The following is a 15,927-nucleotide window of genomic DNA, read 5'->3' on the forward strand; positions in this document are numbered from 1 at the left end:
AAGGTAGTGCCATGGAACCCCAGTGGGTGCCCACCGAAGCCGATATCGCCAACGCCCGGGTCACCGACTTCGCTCGCTTCGCCGAGGCGCGAACCGGGATAGCCACGCCGGACTACCAGGCGCTGTGGCAATGGTCGGTCGACGACCTGCCCGGCTTCTGGCACGCGCTGTGGGATTACTTCGAGCTCGGCGCGATCGACGGCGAAGTGCTCGCGAGCACGGACATGCCGGGGGCACAGTGGTTCCCGGGCACCAAACTGAACTACGCCGATCAGATCGTGCGGCAGTTCCGCACCGATCGCCCGGCGATCATCGCGCTGCACGAGGACGCCGATCCGAGTGAGGTGTCCTGGGCCGAATTGATCGACAGCGTAGCGGCTTTCGCGCGTGCCCTGCGCGAACTGGGTGTGCGGCCCGGCGATCGGGTGGCCGGGTACCTGCCCAATATCCCCGAGGCGGTGATCGCCTTCCTGGCCACGGCGAGTATCGGCGCGGTGTGGAGCGCCTGCGGGCAGGACTACTCCGCCAAGGCCGCGCTCGACCGGCTCGGCCAGCTCGAACCCACCGTGCTGATCACCGCCGACGGTTACCGCTTCGGCGGCAAGGCCCACGACAAGCGCGACGACATCGCCGCCCTGCAAGCCGGATTGGACACCGTGCGGGCCACGGTGGCGATCACCCAACTGGGCCTCGCGGTCCCCGAGACCATCGCCTGGGCCGAGGCCGTCGCCGACACCGGCAACAACGCGGCCGTCATCGAGACCGAAGTGCTGGACTTCGATCATCCGCTCTGGATCGTGTTCTCCTCCGGGACAACGGGTTTGCCGAAGGGCATCGTGCACAGTCACGGTGGCGTCGTCCTCGAACATCTGAAAGCGGTTGCGCTGCAATCTGATATCGGACCGGAGGACACCTTCTTCTGGTACACCAGCCCGAGCTGGATGATGTGGAACTTCCAGATCGCCGGCCTACTGGTGGGCGCGAGCATCGTCACCTACGACGGCAGCCCCACCCATGCGAGCCCGGACGCGCTGTGGCGCATGGCCGCCGAGGTTCGCGCGACCGTGCTCGGCACCAGCCCCGGCTACGCGCTGGCCTGCATCAAGGCCGGGTCCGTGCCACGCACCGCGCACGATCTGACCGCGCTGCGCACTGTCGGCATCACCGGATCCGCGCTGCCGCCGGCCACGGCGCTGTGGCTGGGCGAGAACATCGGTGACCACGTGCAGGTTTCGTCGATCAGCGGCGGCACCGACGTGGTGTCGGCGTTCATCGGCGGGGTGCGAACCGTACCGGTCTGGCCCGGTGAGCTGTCCGCGCCGTTCCTCGGCGCCGCCCTGGATGCCTTCGATCCGGACGGCAAGCCCGTGCGCGGCGAGGTCGGTGAGCTCGTCATCACCAAGCCGATGCCGTCCATGCCGATCCGCTTCTGGAACGATCCGGACGGAACCCGTTACCACGACGCCTATTTCGACATGTTCCCCGGCGTCTGGCGGCACGGCGACTGGATCGAGATCACCGGGCACGGCAGCGTCGTCGTGCACGGCCGCTCCGACTCCACCCTGAACCGGCACGGCATCCGCATGGGCAGCGCCGATATCTACCAGGCCGTCGAACGGCTCCCCGAGATCACCGAGGCCCTGGTCATCGGCGCCGAACAACCCGACGGCGGCTACTGGATGCCGCTGTTCCTCACCCTCACCCCCGGCACCGAACTCACCGAGGACCTGAAGACCCGCATCAACAGCACCATCCGCACCGAGGTCTCCCCCCGCCACGTCCCCGACGAAATCCTGCTCGCCCCCGGCATCCCGCACACCCGCACGGGCAAGAAACTCGAAGTCCCGATCAAGAAACTCTTCCAGGGCGCCGACCCCGGCCGCGTCGTCGAACGCAGCGCCGTCGACGACCCAGACCTCCTGGATTGGTACGCGCAGGTGCGCCCGGCCGCACAGTAGGTCAACCGGCCTGGCGGACGCCTTCTTCGCAGGCGTCCAGCCAGGCGGCTTTGCCGGAGGGGAATCGGCCGCCGCCCTCGATGCCTTCGATGTAGCCCTGTTCGCAGAAGTTGGCGGGGAGTTCGGCGCCGGCTTCGCGGACCGATTCGGCGAGCTGGCGGGCTTCGCGGATGGTGCGGGCGCGGTTCCAGCGGTCGCCGTCGGGGTCGAGCATGATGATGGCGGCGGGGTCGAGCGCGATGCTGGGGGCGACCGTGCTGACCGGGGCGGGCGGGTCGGACGCGGCCGGGGCGGCGGCCGCGATATCGCCGCCGCACGCGGCGAGGCTCAGTGTGGTGGCGACCACGGCGACGCCGAAGAAGAGCTTCTGCACATCAGGTCCTTAGCGAATGAGCGAGACGTAATGTTAGCAAGGCGAACCTTGTCGGGCCGTGCTCGGCGACCTGGGCAAATCCCGGCCCGGAGCAGGCCGATACCATGTGCGGCATGAGTGTCGACAATCGCCGTACGGCGCGTAAGGCGGTCAGCGGCGACCCGGCACCGCGGGAGGTTCGGCGCCGGCCGAAGAACCGGCGCGCGCAGATCGCCGCGGCGTCGGCGGCGGCGTTCGGTTCGCTCGGCTATCACGGCGTGAGCATGGAGGACATCGCCTCCGGCCTCGGCATCAGCTCGGCCGCGCTGTACCGGCACTACCCGAGCAAATACGCGCTGTTCCGCGAGGAGTTGCTGCGCGTCGGCAACGCGATGAGCGAATCGGTCCGCCTGCCCGAGGAGATCGCGCAGGCACCGGCCGAGCAGCGCCTGCGCCAGGTGATCGAGTCGCTCATCGGCGCTACCATCGAGAACCGCGCCAGCGTCACCCTGGTGCGCTGGGAGGGCCGCTACCTGGAGCCGCAGGATCAGGAGATCCTGGCCGGGCTGCAATCGAAGGTGCTCGACGCCCTGGGCGCGCAATTGGCCGCGCTGCGACCCGATCTCGCCGACGACGACCGGCGGCTGCTGCGCGTCGCCCTGCTGAGCACGATCACCAGCATCGCCGATCATCATGCCGCGCTGCCCGCGAAACAGCTTGCCCGCCTGCTGGGTTCGGCCTGCTGGACGGTGGCCAACGCCGACCTGCCGCCCGCTCAGGTGTCGGAACCGCTTGTCGCCGTGGAGATCCCCGATTCGTTCAAGCACGAGCTGCTGCTGCGCAAGGCGGTGGAGCTGTTCCACGAGCGCGGCTACCCGAACGTCAGCGTCGAGGAAATCGCGACCGCCGCAGGCCTTTCCGCCGCTTCGGCGGTGTACCGGTTCTATCGCGGTAAATCCGATCTGCTGTCCGCGGCCTTCCGGCGCGCCGCCGAGCGGGTGTCCGGCGCGATCGGCCCCGCCGTCGCCGCGGCGGAGAGCCCCGAAGCGGCATTGCGCGCGCTGATCACCCATTACGTCACCGGCTCGTTCGCCGAACGCGACCTGACGTTCGTGTATTACACGGAGTTCCAGCACGTTCCGCCCGAGGACCGCACGGTGCTGCGCAATATCCAGCGGCTCAGCGTCGAGGAGTGGGCGCGGCTGCTGCGCGAGGTGCGGCCCGACCTCTCGCCCGCCGAGGCGCGGTTCCTCATCCACGCGGCGTTCGCGCTCGTGGTGGATCTGGGCCGGGCGTTCGATTCCGAGCCGTTCGCCGGACCGGCTCGAGTGTGCGCGCTGATGGAGCTCGTGCTGTTCGGAGACCACGACATATAGCGGCAATGTTAACGGTGATTCTTTGGACATCGTTACTAAGATTCCAAGCTCTGAGCTGTGTTATTGCTTTCTTGTAACGCACGGTTCCTAATGCAAACGTGCGATAGCATCGCGGGATGAGTGCCGAGAATCGCCGCACCGCGCGCGCAGGTGACCCGCCGCGAGTGCGTCGGCGGCCCCGCGACCGGCGGGCCCAGATCGCCGCGGCCTCGGCGGAGGCGTTCGGCGCGCTCGGCTACCACGGCGTGAGCATGGAGGACATCGCCTCCCGCTTGGACATCACCTCCACCGCGCTCTATCGGCACTACCCGAGCAAGTACGCCCTGTTCCGCGAGGAGGCGCTGCGGTTGAGCGCGCACAGCGCGGAGGCGGTGCGCATCCCGCCGGAACTCACGGGATCGGCTGCGGCACAACAGCTTCAGCACGTCGTGGACGCCCTGATCGCGAAATCGATCACCAATCGCCGCAGCGCCGCGTTGCTGCGCTGGCAGAGCCGCTATCTGGAGCCCGAGGACTACCGGGTCCTGATCGAGCACCTGGTCCGCACCTATGCCGTGCTCGGCGAACTGCTCGCCGAAACCCGCGCGGGCCTGAGCGGCGCGGACCGCGCGGTGCTCGCGACCGCGGCGTTGAGCGTGATCGGCAGCATCTCCGATCACCACGTCTCGGTACCGGCCCGCTCGATGGCGGCCCTGCTGCGGTCGGCCTGCGCGACGGTCTTCGCGGCCGAGCTGCCGCCGATCGGCGACCCGGAACCGGCGGGCGCGGCCGAGGTTCCGCTGACCTTCAAGCACGAGCTGCTGCTCAAGCGCGCCATCGAACTGTTCCACGAGCGCGGCTACCCCAATGTGAGCGTCGAGGACATCGCCACCGCCGCCGGACTGCCCGCCTCCTCGGCGGTCTATCGGTTCTACCGCGGCAAGGGTGACATCCTCGCGGCGGCGTTCCGCCGTGCGGCGGACCGGGTCTCGGCGGCGATCGGCCCGGCCATCGCCGCGGCAAACGGCCCGGAGCAGGCCCTCACGACGCTGATCGAGTTGTACGTGACGGGCTCCTTCGCCGAACGCCAGCTGACCTTCGTCTACTACGCCGAGATCAGCAACGTGCCCACCGAGGATCGCACCGTGTTGCGCAATATCCAGCGGCTCAATGTCGAGGAATGGGCCAAGCTGGTGGTCGGTGTGCGCCCCGAACTCAGCACCGCCGAGGCCCGGGTCCTGGTGCACGCCGCGCTGGCCCTGGTCGTCGACCTCGGGCAGTGGCTCGGCCCCGGTAACCCGATCTGTGACCGGGCCAGGGTGATTCGGCTGATGCAGGTCATCCTGTTCGGCCGGGCGGCGACCGCCTGATCGTTGCTACTGCGCTGGTGCCAGCGGTGAGTCGACCTTGTTGACCAGCCACTTGCCGTCGGTCTTCTCCAGCCGCAGCACCATCGACAGCTGGCCGGGTGCGGGTTTGCCCTGGGTGCCGAGGCTGGTGATGGTCTGGCCGATGACCACGATGGCTTCGGCGGAGCGCTCGTCGCCGGACTTGATCGCGCATTGCACGTCGGTCGTCTTGGACACCACTTCGCCTTGGGCCAGCACCTCTTTCAGGTCCTTACTGGTGTCGCCGAACTGCTTCTTCCAATCACCGGTGGCGCCGTCGAGCACGGCCGCGAAGTAGGTGTCCAGGCTCTTGGCGTCGTAGTCGGACAGGATCGGCGCGTATTTGCAGGCGGCGGCCTGGGCCTCCGCGCGCGCCTGGATCAGCCTGTCGCCCTGGCGATCCTGGAGGAAGAAATAGATCGAAGAGACGACGGCCGCGCCGAGCGCGACCGCGGCGGTGGCACGCACCGCCAGGGTGCGCTGCCGTGGCGACAGCCTCGGCTGCCGCGTTACCGGTGCTGCCACTTCGGCTTTCGCCGCTTCGGGCGTGACGTCCTTGTCCAGCGACACGGTCTCGGTCATGGGTTGTCGTTCCTATCTGCCGGGGACGGGCTGGGAGAGTTCGTTGCCGGTGACGCCGGGCGGCGGTCCGGAACCGTTGTCCGGCACGGCGGGCCGGGGCGCGTTGGCCGAACCGCGCACTTGCAGAGCGGGATTGTCGGTGACGCAGTAGTTGTAGAGCCGCACCCGGGTGTCGGTGGTGGCCAGCGTCGGGACGACGGGGATGGTGTCGTAGTCGCAGGTGGGCCGCGGCCAGGGATCGACAAGGGTATGGAACTTGTTGTCCCACACCGGGATGCCCAGTGCGGTCGTGCCCTCGCGCAGCGCGGGGAACAGCGCGGCGATGGCCGGGGCGCGCAGCTTCGCCGCCTTGGTGATGGCGACGAAGTTGGTGACCAGATTGGTGATCGGATCCTGGGTGTCCTGAATGAAACCGCCCACGGTGGCCAGCCGGCCGGGCGCCAGATCCAGGAATTCCCGCACCTCCTGATCGGCCGCGGTGAGCTGTTCGAACAGCGCGCCCGCGCCGGTCGTCAGGGTGCTCAGGTCGGGCTGCGCATGCGAGGTGGTCTCGGCGATCACCGCGAGGTTCTCGATGAGCTGGCGGGTCTGCGGCAGCAGGTCGTTGAGGCCCGCCATCGCCCGGCTGATCCCGGAGATCATGTTGCGCAGTCGATCCGGGCCGCCGGCGAGCGCCTTGTCGAGCTCGTCGATGATCACATCGAGCCGATCCGGGTTCAGTCCGCCGATCAGGCCGCTCATGTTCGCGAGCACCGATTGCACGGTGACCGGTGTCTTGGTGGCCGACATGTCCACCACCGCGCCGTCGGTCAGATAGGGGCCGGTGTCGGCGTCGGGCCGGAAGTCCAAATATTGCTCACCGGCCGCCGACAACCGCCCGACCGCCACCACGCCGCCGACCGGAATCTTGGCGCCGGAATCGATTTCGGCGACCGCCGCGATGCCCGCACCCGAGACGCGCACCGCGCTGACTCGGCCGACCCGCACGCCCCGGAAGCTGACGTCGTTGTTGGGCAGCAGGCCACCGGAATTCGCCAGCTGCACGGTCACCGAATAGGAGTTCGCCAGTGGATCGAAGCGCAGCACCGCCGCGGCCAGATAGGTCGAACCGAGGATGAGCACCAGCACCAGCCCGAGATTGGCGACCGCGATGCGCCGGCCGACCAGCCACTCCCACAGCGGAATCCTCATCGCGGACCGCCCTGCTGGGGCGGGCTCTGCAACCGCCCGAGCACCTTCTCGAGCACCTGCGCGAGGCTGCCGATGAACGCGGGCACGTCACCGAGCTCGGGTGCGCGACTGCCCGTCGGATCGGTGAGCGCGCCGACGCTGAGGAACGACACCGTCGCCGCCACGGACAGCGCCGGCCCCTGGAAGGAGGCCATGACGGAGGGATACAGCTGATCGAATCGCTCGAGCGCCTGGCCGAGTTCGTCACCCATCCGCGTGAATCCGGACATCAGTTTCTGGATGCTGTCGAACAGGCTGACGAACTCCGGTCCGGTGGTCCGGGTGAAGTCGCCGAGCGCGGCCATGGTGACCGACACCTTGCTGATCAGCTGGGCGATATCCCGATTGTTCGCGGCGAACAGCCCGAGCAGCCCGGGAAAGGTGTCGGCGGCCTGGCCGAGCTCGGCCTTGCGCGCGGCCAGTTCGCCGGTGAGCACCGTGATGCCGCTGAGCATGCTGTCGATATCACCGGTGCGCTGATTGAGCGCGCCGATCACACTGCTCAGTTCGGTGAGCAGATGCGCGAGTTGCGGTGCGCGCCCGCCGACCATCGAGTTCATCTCGGCGGTGATCTTCGCGGCCTGATTGAGCCCGCCGCCGTTGAGCAGCATGGACACCGAGACCATCAGCTGCTCCACCGACGCGCCCGCGGCGGTGTGCTCGGTGCCGATGGTGTCACCGGCACGCAGGATCTCGGCGTTCGGCTGTGCGGCGGGCAGCGTCATCGCGATGAAGACGTCGCCCAGCGGTGTGGCCTGGCGCAATTCGGCGATGGTGCCGCGGGGCAGCCGGATGTCCTCGCGGATCAGCATTTCCACATCGGCGACGAAGTCGAGGGTGTCGATGCCGGTGACCACGCCGACGTCGGTGCCGCCGATCTTGACGTGCGCGCGGTCGGGCAGATTCAGCGCGTCGCGGAAGGTGGCGTGGATGGTGTAGCCGGGCGCGCCGATGCCCGGTTTGGGCAGCGGCACGTTGTCGACGGTCACCGCGCAACCGCCGATCGTGCTCGCTACTAGCAGCGTCACGCAGATTCGCCTGATCATCCGGTAATCCCCAGCAGTGCGGCGGTGAGCCCGAAGTCCGGCCCCATGTCCTGGATCTTCCCGGTGCGGCACCCGTCCAGGCGCATCTGGATGCGCTCGCAGAACAGCGCCAGCGCCTCCCCGTCGAGCACGGCCTTGTCCAGCAGGCCGTGCAGGCGCAGCGCCCGGTGTTCGGTGCTCATCGCGTTGGTCAGGTTCTGGAAGAACAGCGGTGTGACGTCCACGATCTCGGTGAGCCCGCGGGCGTTCGCGCGCATCTGCTCGGTAATGGTGACGAACCGGCCGAGCGCGCCGGCCAGCTGATCATGGTTCTGCCCCACCACCGACGACGTGTTCGCCACGAAATCGTTCAGCTGGGTGAGCACGGCGTGCAGACCCGGTGATTGCTCGCCCATCAGCTGTACCAATTCGGTCAGCCGGCCGCTGAAATCGCGCACCGTCTGATCATTGGCGGCCACGATCTGGGTGATCTCGTTCAGCTTGACGATGGTGTTGGCGATCTGGTCCTTGTTGGCCAGGGAGACCTCGAAGGCCGAGGACAGGGCGTCCAAGCTCTGGGCGAGCCGATCGCCGTTGCCCTCGAGCAGCGGGAACAGCACCCGGCTGGCCATCGGCCCGTTCTCGTTGTCGCCCTTCAGGGCGGCGCCGAGCTGATCGAAGTTCTCCAGGATGCGATCGAGCTCGACCGGAGTCCTGGTGCGCGCCAACGGGATATGCGCACCGTCGGCCAGCGTGGGGCCGCTGCCCGAGTAGGCGGGCGCGAGTTCGACGTGCCGATTGGTGATCAGCTGCGGCGAGACCAGCGCCGCGATCGCCTCGGCCGGGATGGGTACATCCTTGTCGATGGACATCGTCACCTGGACGTAGCTGCCCTTGGCGACCACTGTGTCGACCTGCCCGACGGGCACGCCGAGGATCGCCACCTCGTTGCCGGCGTACAGCCCGGCGACATTCTCGAAATCCGCACTGATGTGCGTTCTTTCGCCGAGATACCGCTCCGGCAGCCCGCTGATGCTCGCGGGCAGCAGCGAACACCCCGACGCGACCGCGGCCGTGACGCAGAGCGCGGCCAGCTTCACCATCTTCACCATCTCGACCATCAGTTGCACCCCGGAACCGCTTGCGCGAAACACAGCCAGTTGTCCGGGAACACCCAGGGGGCCCAGACATCTCCGTACGGACCGTTGCCGAGCGCGTTGTTGAACTGGCGCACCGCCACCGGCATGATCTCGTAGAGCCGGTCCAGGTTGGCCCGGTTCTTCTGCAAGCCCTCGGTCATGGTGTTCAGGTTGTGGATCAGCGGCCCGAGCTGGCCGTTGTTCTCGATCCCCATCTCCTGCAACAGACCCGACAGCTGGGCGACATTGTCGAGCAGCTGGCGCAGCAGGTTCTGCCGCAGCGCCACCGCGTTGCCGATCGCCTCGCCGCGAGTCAGCAGGAGCAGCACGCTGTTCCGGTTGTCGGAGACCAGCTGGGACACCGCGTCCAGGTTCTTCAGCAGCGAGTCGACCTCGTCGCGCCGATCGTTGATCACCTTGGCCAGCGCGCCGATGCTGTCCAGCGCGGCCACGGTGAGCTGCGGCGAATCGCCCATCTGCCGGTCCAGCAGATCCAGCGATTGCCGCAGCCGCACCGGATCGATGCGTTCGATTCGCTCGAAGGAATGCCGGTATTGCGGATCCTGGATCACCTTGCCGAGGTTGTAGGGCACGGCGGTATTCGCGAGCCGGATCGTGTTGTCCGGCAGCCCTTTCCCATCCCCCGGCGTGAGTTCGATGTGCAGTCGCCCGAGAATCGTCGACATCTTGATCGCCGCTCGCGCGTTCGCGCCCAGCCGCAGATCCCGGCGCACCCGCAGCTCGAGCACCACCTTGTCGTTGACCAGCCGCACCGCCTTGACGGCGCCGACCTCGATGCCGGACACGTCCACCGTCGCACCGGGCCGCAACCCGGCGGCCTGCGCGAACTCGGCCTGAATCGTCTTGTCGCTGACCCGGGCCTGCGACAGCGCGCTCGACCCGGCCAGCAGCACCACCACCGCGGCCGCGGCCAGCACACCGAGCCACAGCGGCCGGTTCTCCGAATAACGCGGTACCCGTGCCCTCATCGGCACACCTCCGATTGTGATTCGCCGCCGACCTGCGAGAACAACCCGGGCGGCAGCAGTACGCCCCAGAGCGACACATCGAGACGGCAGATATAGGCGTTGGCGTAGGCGCCGTAGCTGGTGAATCGGGCCAGTGCGTTCAGCAGGCCCGGCAGCTGCACGGCCGCCTTGTCCAGTGCGGCCCCGTTGAGCAGCAGCAAGGCGACACCGGTGGTGGCGTCGTTCTGCGCCGCCGCCAGATCCGGCTGGACCTGAGCGATCAGGGCGACAAGGGAATTGGTCGAGGTGGCCACCTGATCGACGGAGTGCTTCAGGGACTCGCCCTCCGCGTACAGCGCCTCCACCAGGGCGCGGGATTGTGTGAGCAGTGTTTCCAATTCCTGTGTGCGATTGGCCAAGCCGGCGATCACGCTGCTCAGGTTGCTGATCACGTCGCCCAGAATGCGATCACGCTGACCGAAGGTGCCCGCCAGCTCGGCGGCCTGGGTGATCAGTGTGCTCAGCGAGACGCCGTCGCCTTGCAAGGCTTGGATCAACGTCTCCGACAGCGAGTTGATCTGATCCGGCTGCAACACGCTGAACAGCGGTTCGAAGCCCGAGAGCAGCGCGGAGACATCGAAAGACGGTTCGGTGCGTTCCAGTGGGATGTGCCCGCCCGGCGCCAGCGGCTGCCCCGGCTCCGATCCCGGAGCCAGCGCGATATAGCGCTGGCCGATCAGGTTCTGATACCGCACAAGCGCTTTCGTCGACGAGGTGAGCCGCTGGCGGGATTGGATCCGAATGTCCACGCGCGCCGAGTAATCCGGCTCGAACTCGATCTTGTCGACCCGGCCCACCCGCACGCCCGCCATCCGCACGTCGTCGCCGACCCGTACGCCGAGCACGTCGGAGAACGTCGCCGAATAGGTGCTGGTGTCCCCCGGCACCGAGCGTTGCAGGGTGGACCAGATGGTGTAGGTCAGTGTGATCGCCAGCACCGCGAACAGGCTGAAACCGATCAGTGCCCGCCCGGATTTCACCGGTTACCCCCCGAGGTCTCGTACACGGTGACGCTGCCGCCGGCCAGCAGCGGCGTGAGCAGTAGCAATTGCGCGGCGGTCGGCTGACCACCGACGATCGCGGCGACGCCGGCATACCCGCGCCCCGCCGCGATCGGGCGCACACCGGGGACAGCGCCCTGGTTGTCCGCCGCGGGCGCGGTGAGCCCCGGAATCGCCGGCAAGCCGGGGATCGAGATGCCCGGCAGGCCGGGCACCGCGGGCACCACCGGCACCGGGGCGGGCCCGGCGGCATCCAGCCAGCGCGGCGTCAGCTGCGCCGGATACTCTTGCGCCGGAGCGACTTCCGGCACCGAGGGGCCACCGCATCGCGGTCCGGCCTGCGCGCCGTAGCGCGGGCATTCGGCGGCGGTGTACTGCTGGAACGGCGTGAAGCTGATGTCCATCGCCCACACCATCTGCCGGCTGGGCCCGAAGTGGAACACCGTGACCAGCTTGGCCAGGGCCGCGTTCAGGTTACGCGCGGTGGTGGGTATCGCATCGGGATCCTGGGCCAGGCTGCCGAAGAGCTGGTCCAACCCGGGCACCAGCTCCTTCGCGGAATTCGGATTGGCCGCGAACAGGCCGTTCACCGAATCGATGGTGTTGCTCGCATTGGCCAGCAGCGCAATGAGATTGGCGCGGCGCTCGGTCAGTGTGCGGGCGGCGGTGACCGATTCCGACAGCACCCCGACCAGTTCCGGCGCGGAGCGGCTCAATTCGGTGGTCGCACGGCCCAGATCGCCGAGCAGATTCCCGATACCGGGGGTGGCGCGCACCTGAGTCAGCCAGGTATCGAGCCGCTCGATCGTCGAGCCCGGCACGCGCGCACCGGGTTCCAGAGCGGTGGCCAGGGTGGCGAGCACCCGGCCGAGCTTCTCCGGCTGGATCTTGTCCAGCACATCGCGCAGCACGGTCAGGGTGGTCTGCAACTGCGTGGTGCCGGGCCCGGTGTCCTCCGGGATGATCGCACCGGCCCGCAACCCGGCCGGCGCGGCGCCGTTGTCCACGAGTTCGATGGCGGTGACCCCGAAGATATTGCTGGGGATCGGCCGTGCCGTGACGTTGATCGGAATCGTCGGCGCGACAGCGGGTTTCAGATCGATACCGGCGCGCTGGCGCTCGCCCTTGGCGACCACTTCCACGCCCGATACGGTGCCCACCACCATGCCGCGGAACTTCACGTCGGCATGCTCGGGCAGCCCGTCGCCGGTGCTGGTCAGTTCGGCCACCACCGGGACGCTCTTGTCGAAGTACCCGTTGTAGCGCAGCATCAGCAGCACCAGCGCCAGCGCGAAGGCCAGCACCATGGCGATTCCGGCGAGGGTGAGCCGGCGGGCGGTCGGCCCCCGGCCGCTGGGATCGAGCAGCATCTCCCGCCCCTATCCCGAGATCCGGAAACCGGGGTCGATGCCCCAGATGGCCAGGGTCATGAACAGATTCGCGAAGACCATGACGACGATCACCATCTTGATCGCCTGCCCGGCGGCCACCCCGACACCCTCCGGCCCGCCGGTGGCGACGAAACCGTAGTAGCACTGGATGAACGTCGCGAGCAGCACGAACACCACGACCTTGAGGATCGAGAAGAACACGTCGGGTCCGAGCAGGAACTGGAAGAAGTAGTGGTCGTAGGTGCCCGCCGAGGTGCCGCCGAGGAACAGCACCGAGAGCTTGGTCGCCAGGTAGGCGGTGGCCAGGCCCACGGTGTAGAGCGGGACGATGGTCAGTGTCGCGGCGATCATCCGGGTGCTGACCAGGTACGGCAGCGGCCGGATCGCGATGGACTCCAGCGCGTCGATCTCCTCGGAGATCCGCATCGAGCCGAGCTGAGCGGTGAACCGGCAACCGGCCTGGATCGCGAACGCCAGCGTGGCCAGGATCGGCGCGAGTTCGCGGGTGGTGGCGAATCCGGAGATCGCGCCGGTCAGCGGGCCCATGGTGAGCAGGTTCAGCGCGGTGAACGACTCCATGCCGACGGTGATCCCGCCGAACGCGCACAGGATGATCACCACCCCGACGGTGCCGCCGCCGACCACCAGCGAACCGTTGCCCCACCCGACATCGGCGGTCAGGCGCAGCACTTCCTTGCGATAGTGCTTGGTCACGAAGGGAATCGCCGCCAGCGCCTTGAAGAAGGTGATGGCCTGATGGCCCAGCCGCTGGTTGGCCCGGTACGGCACCGCGGCGACCGCCCCGGCGACTCGGAACGGCTTGACCGCGGGCGGGGTGTATCTGCTGCCCACCTCAGATCACCTTGGTCGGGAAGAGGGTGTTGTACAGCTGGGTGAGGATGATGTTGGTCGCGAAGAGCATGAGCGCGGAGGTGACCACCGCCGAGTTCACCGCGTTCGCGACGCCGCCCGGTCCGCCCTTGGCGTGCAGGCCGATGTCGCAGGCGATGATCGCGGTCAGCGCGCCGAAGACCGCCGCCTTCACCAGCGCCACGATCAGGTCGTTGGCCACCGCGAAGGAGGCGAACGAGCCGATGAACGAGCCCGGCGTGCCGGACTGGGCGTAGACGTTGAACATGTAGGCGGTAGCGAAGCCGACGAACACGATGAACCCGCACAGCAGCATGCTGACCAGTACCGCGGCTACCAGCCGCGGCGCGACCAAGCGGCGCACCGGGTCCACGCCCATCACCTTCATGGCGTCGATCTCCTCGCGAATGGTGCGCGAACCCAGGTCGGCGCAGATGGCCGAGCCGACCGCGCCCGCGATCATCAGCGAGGTGACCAGCGGCGCGCCCTGGCGGATGATGCCAAGGCCCGCGACGGCGCCGATGAACGTCGTCGCGCCGACCTGATTGACCAGCGCGCCGACCTGGATCGAGACCACCACCGCGATCGGGATGGCCACGAACACCGTGGGCGCGGCGGACACGCTCGACATGAACGCGCACTGCTTGATGAATTCCCGATACGGGAACCGGCGGGCGGCCAGCGATCGGAACAGTTCGATCACCGCATCCCGGCCCAGCATTACTTGGCGCCCAAGGGTTTCCAGTGAGCGCTGCGGATGCCGCTGCCAGAGCCCGCGCAGATCGCGCAGGGCCAGTTCCAGATCCGGCTGTCTCGGCGGTCGTTCGGTGATCGTCATGCTCCCCCACTCAATTCCTGCTCCAGCAGCACCAACCCGAAGCCGAGGGCCGCGATACCGGCCGCGGCCGCGCTCAGCACGGCCAGCCAAAGTCCCAGGCGCAGCACCGGATTGACCTTCGTTCGCCCACCGAGCACCTTGATCGCGATGACCAGGATGTCGATGAGCCAGACCAGCGCCATCATCAGGTCATGGACACATTCGAGAAGATCAGCACCGGCCAGCACACGATCGAACCGAGGAACGAGACGATCACGTCGACGCCGTGCATGCCCTTCAGGTGACCGGTGTGGGTCACGCTCCAGATCAGCCCGATCAGGCCGTAGGGAATGCCGAGGAGGACGAGGGTGCCGAGGAACTCGGAGACCTTCATCTCGTAGCTGAACAAGCGATCCAGCTTCTGAAGCATGGGCACGGGGTCCTGTCGTCGGGCCGGTATGGCCGAGTATGTTACGCACGACACAGACGAATTAGGAAGAACTTCACCATACTTAGTTCACTCAATCATGCGCTGTAGTGCGAAACCAGCCGGTAGAGTGCCCATCGAAGCCGAGAATTGTTAGTAACATATAGGGACCGTCATGACACTGCTGACCAAGGAGCTGACCCGGATCCGGATCAGCGCACCGCACCGACCGGTCACCAAGCGGCCGCTGAGACTGTCCGACGCCCTGGACTTCTGGGCCTTCGCCGGCGCGGCCGCGAACGTGGTCATGCAGATGGCGCGACCCGGCGTCGGCTACGGCGTGGCCGAGAGCAAAGTGGATTCCGGTGCGCTGCTGAAGCATCCGTGGAAGCGGGGCCGCACGACCACCCAGTACCTGGCCGTGGCGATCCTCGGAACCGAGGAGGAGCGGCTCGCCTACCGCGAAGCCGTGAATGTCGCACACCGCCAGGTGCATTCGGAGCCCGGCGCGGCGGTGAAGTACAACGCGTTCGACCGAGATCTCCAATTGTGGGTGGCCGCAAGTCTTTACATCGGTTTCGAGGACACCTACCAGCTGCTGCACGGCCGCATGAGCGACGACCAGGCCGAGGCCTTCTACCGCACGTCCTCGACCCTGGGCACCACGTTGCAGGTGACCGAGGAGATGTGGCCGGCCACCCGGGCCGAGTTCGATGTCTATTGGAACGAGGCCTGCCGGCACGCGGTGCTCGACGACTACGTCCGCTCCTACCTGGACAACCTGCTGAATCTGCGGATGATCCACTGGTACCTGCGGCTGCCGTTCCGGAACCTGTTGAAGTTCCTCACCATCGGCTTCCTCGCGCCGCACTTCCGCGAGCAACTCCAGGTCCGGTGGACCGACGCCGACCAGCGCCGCTTCGAGCACCTGTTCGTCTTCGTCGGGTTCGTGAACCGCTTCATCCCCCGCTTCCTGCGGCACAGCCCCAGCTACACGCTGGTCGCCGATGTACGCCGCCGGATGCGCAAGAGCAAGAACCTGATCTGAGTCCGGCCCCGGGGTGCGGGGCGCGCCGGCCGGAGGGGGGATGAGGGCCGGCGCGCCCCGCCTATTCAGGCGGTCTCGGGGTTCATGGCGGCGATCAGCGAGTTGGGCCGCATGTCCAGCCAGTGCGTTTCGACGTAGTCGAGGCAGGAGGTGCGGGTGGTGGCGCCGTGCGCGATGGTCCAGCCGGTGGGCACCGCGGCGAAGACGGGCCACAGCGAGTGCTCGCCCTCGTCGTTGATCAAGACGTAGAACTGGGCGTCCGGGTCGTCGAACGGATTGGTCATGGTGGAGCTGCCTTCCTTGCGGGATGGGGGAA

17 protein-coding genes are annotated in these 15,927 nt (G+C 67.7%); 4 read left to right on the top strand and 13 right to left on the bottom strand.

The genetic code is table 11. The features are described from left to right. The first annotated feature begins 11 nt into the window (after positions 1-11). Positions 12-1,958, top strand: coding sequence for an acetoacetate--CoA ligase (locus tag AB0H76_RS20780; RefSeq protein WP_357326353.1), 1,947 nt, complete (start codon positions 12-14; stop codon positions 1,956-1,958). A gap of 1 nt (position 1,959) precedes the next feature. Here the strand turns inward: AB0H76_RS20780 and AB0H76_RS20785 are convergent, their stop codons facing one another. Further along, on the bottom strand, positions 1,960-2,331 hold the full coding sequence (locus AB0H76_RS20785; RefSeq protein WP_357326355.1) for a hypothetical protein: 372 nt from the start codon (positions 2,329-2,331) through the stop codon (positions 1,960-1,962). Positions 2,332-2,444: 113 nt separating this feature from the next. On the opposite strand from AB0H76_RS20785, the gene AB0H76_RS20790 reads away from it, so the two are divergent. After that, the gene (locus tag AB0H76_RS20790) at positions 2,445-3,686 is read left to right on the top strand and encodes a TetR family transcriptional regulator (RefSeq protein ID WP_357326358.1); all 1,242 of its coding nucleotides are present in this window, start codon (positions 2,445-2,447) and stop codon (positions 3,684-3,686) included. A gap of 116 nt (positions 3,687-3,802) precedes the next feature. Beyond that, on the top strand, positions 3,803-5,035 hold the full coding sequence (locus AB0H76_RS20795; protein ID WP_357326361.1) for a TetR/AcrR family transcriptional regulator: 1,233 nt from the start codon (positions 3,803-3,805) through the stop codon (positions 5,033-5,035). Positions 5,036-5,041: 6 nt separating this feature from the next. On the opposite strand, the gene AB0H76_RS20800 is transcribed toward AB0H76_RS20795, so the two are convergent. The 11 genes from AB0H76_RS20800 to AB0H76_RS20850 are packed head-to-tail and all read right to left on the bottom strand — an operon-like array spanning position 5,042 to position 14,566. Continuing rightward, on the bottom strand, positions 5,042-5,635 hold the full coding sequence (locus AB0H76_RS20800) for a hypothetical protein (protein WP_357326364.1): 594 nt from the start codon (positions 5,633-5,635) through the stop codon (positions 5,042-5,044). Between the two features lie 12 nt (positions 5,636-5,647). After that, on the bottom strand, positions 5,648-6,826 hold the full coding sequence (locus AB0H76_RS20805; protein ID WP_357326367.1) for an MCE family protein: 1,179 nt from the start codon (positions 6,824-6,826) through the stop codon (positions 5,648-5,650). Next, on the bottom strand, positions 6,823-7,893 hold the full coding sequence (locus AB0H76_RS20810; RefSeq protein WP_357326370.1) for an MCE family protein: 1,071 nt from the start codon (positions 7,891-7,893) through the stop codon (positions 6,823-6,825). Before AB0H76_RS20810 ends, AB0H76_RS20805 begins: the two co-directional genes overlap by 4 nt. A gap of 14 nt (positions 7,894-7,907) precedes the next feature. Beyond that, complete coding sequence (locus AB0H76_RS20815; RefSeq protein ID WP_357326373.1) at positions 7,908-9,011, bottom strand: MCE family protein; 1,104 nt, start codon at positions 9,009-9,011, stop codon at positions 7,908-7,910. Beyond that, positions 9,011-10,018: an MCE family protein gene (locus tag AB0H76_RS20820; protein ID WP_357326375.1), complete on the bottom strand. Its 1,008-nt coding sequence runs from the start codon at positions 10,016-10,018 to the stop codon at positions 9,011-9,013. The genes AB0H76_RS20815 and AB0H76_RS20820 overlap by 1 nt, the downstream gene beginning before the upstream one ends. Next, positions 10,015-11,037 carry an MlaD family protein gene (locus AB0H76_RS20825; RefSeq protein WP_357326377.1) on the bottom strand — a complete coding sequence of 341 codons (1,023 nt, stop codon included), beginning with the start codon at positions 11,035-11,037 and terminating at the stop codon, positions 10,015-10,017. Before AB0H76_RS20825 ends, AB0H76_RS20820 begins: the two co-directional genes overlap by 4 nt. After that, on the bottom strand, positions 11,034-12,428 hold the full coding sequence (locus AB0H76_RS20830) for an MCE family protein (protein ID WP_357326380.1): 1,395 nt from the start codon (positions 12,426-12,428) through the stop codon (positions 11,034-11,036). Before AB0H76_RS20830 ends, AB0H76_RS20825 begins: the two co-directional genes overlap by 4 nt. A 9-nt stretch (positions 12,429-12,437) precedes the next feature. Then, the gene (locus AB0H76_RS20835) at positions 12,438-13,301 is read right to left on the bottom strand and encodes an ABC transporter permease (RefSeq protein WP_357326383.1); all 864 of its coding nucleotides are present in this window, start codon (positions 13,299-13,301) and stop codon (positions 12,438-12,440) included. Between the two features lies 1 nt (position 13,302). Continuing rightward, positions 13,303-14,157 (bottom strand): ABC transporter permease, encoded by an 855-nt coding sequence (locus tag AB0H76_RS20840; protein ID WP_357326386.1) that lies wholly within the window; start codon positions 14,155-14,157, stop codon positions 13,303-13,305. Beyond that, a complete protein-coding gene (locus AB0H76_RS20845) occupies positions 14,154-14,342 on the bottom strand; it encodes a hypothetical protein (RefSeq protein WP_357326389.1) in 189 nt (62 codons plus the stop codon). Before AB0H76_RS20845 ends, AB0H76_RS20840 begins: the two co-directional genes overlap by 4 nt. Then, on the bottom strand, positions 14,342-14,566 hold the full coding sequence (locus tag AB0H76_RS20850) for a hypothetical protein (RefSeq protein ID WP_357326392.1): 225 nt from the start codon (positions 14,564-14,566) through the stop codon (positions 14,342-14,344). The genes AB0H76_RS20845 and AB0H76_RS20850 overlap by 1 nt, the downstream gene beginning before the upstream one ends. A 172-nt stretch (positions 14,567-14,738) precedes the next feature. On the opposite strand from AB0H76_RS20850, the gene AB0H76_RS20855 reads away from it, so the two are divergent. Next, complete coding sequence (locus AB0H76_RS20855) at positions 14,739-15,611, top strand: oxygenase MpaB family protein (RefSeq protein ID WP_357326395.1); 873 nt, start codon at positions 14,739-14,741, stop codon at positions 15,609-15,611. A gap of 65 nt (positions 15,612-15,676) precedes the next feature. On the opposite strand, the gene AB0H76_RS20860 is transcribed toward AB0H76_RS20855, so the two are convergent. Continuing rightward, positions 15,677-15,895 (bottom strand): MbtH family protein, encoded by a 219-nt coding sequence (locus AB0H76_RS20860; RefSeq protein WP_357326398.1) that lies wholly within the window; start codon positions 15,893-15,895, stop codon positions 15,677-15,679. Positions 15,896-15,927: the final 32 nt, after the last annotated feature.

This window comes from Nocardia sp. NPDC050712 (assembly GCF_040654295.1).
GTDB lineage: Bacteria > Actinomycetota > Actinomycetes > Mycobacteriales > Mycobacteriaceae > Nocardia.

Bases quoted from the DNA above. Each gene is read 5' to 3' on its own strand.
- AB0H76_RS20850 (WP_357326392.1), bottom strand. From the start codon at position 14,566: ATGCTTCAGAAGCTGGATCGCTTGTTCAGCTACGAGATGAAGGTCTCC.
- AB0H76_RS20830 (WP_357326380.1), bottom strand. From the start codon at position 12,428: ATGCTGCTCGATCCCAGCGGCCGGGGGCCGACCGCCCGCCGGCTCACC.
- AB0H76_RS20800 (WP_357326364.1), bottom strand. From the start codon at position 5,635: ATGACCGAGACCGTGTCGCTGGACAAGGACGTCACGCCCGAAGCGGCG.
- AB0H76_RS20845 (WP_357326389.1), bottom strand. From the start codon at position 14,342: ATGATGGCGCTGGTCTGGCTCATCGACATCCTGGTCATCGCGATCAAG.
- AB0H76_RS20815 (WP_357326373.1), bottom strand. From the start codon at position 9,011: ATGGTCGAGATGGTGAAGATGGTGAAGCTGGCCGCGCTCTGCGTCACG.
- AB0H76_RS20840 (WP_357326386.1), bottom strand. From the start codon at position 14,157: ATGACGATCACCGAACGACCGCCGAGACAGCCGGATCTGGAACTGGCC.
- AB0H76_RS20790 (WP_357326358.1), top strand. From the start codon at position 2,445: ATGAGTGTCGACAATCGCCGTACGGCGCGTAAGGCGGTCAGCGGCGAC.
- AB0H76_RS20805 (WP_357326367.1), bottom strand. From the start codon at position 6,826: ATGAGGATTCCGCTGTGGGAGTGGCTGGTCGGCCGGCGCATCGCGGTC.
- AB0H76_RS20780 (WP_357326353.1), top strand. From the start codon at position 12: ATGGAACCCCAGTGGGTGCCCACCGAAGCCGATATCGCCAACGCCCGG.
- AB0H76_RS20860 (WP_357326398.1), bottom strand. From the start codon at position 15,895: ATGACCAATCCGTTCGACGACCCGGACGCCCAGTTCTACGTCTTGATC.
- AB0H76_RS20820 (WP_357326375.1), bottom strand. From the start codon at position 10,018: ATGAGGGCACGGGTACCGCGTTATTCGGAGAACCGGCCGCTGTGGCTC.
- AB0H76_RS20855 (WP_357326395.1), top strand. From the start codon at position 14,739: ATGACACTGCTGACCAAGGAGCTGACCCGGATCCGGATCAGCGCACCG.
- AB0H76_RS20795 (WP_357326361.1), top strand. From the start codon at position 3,803: ATGAGTGCCGAGAATCGCCGCACCGCGCGCGCAGGTGACCCGCCGCGA.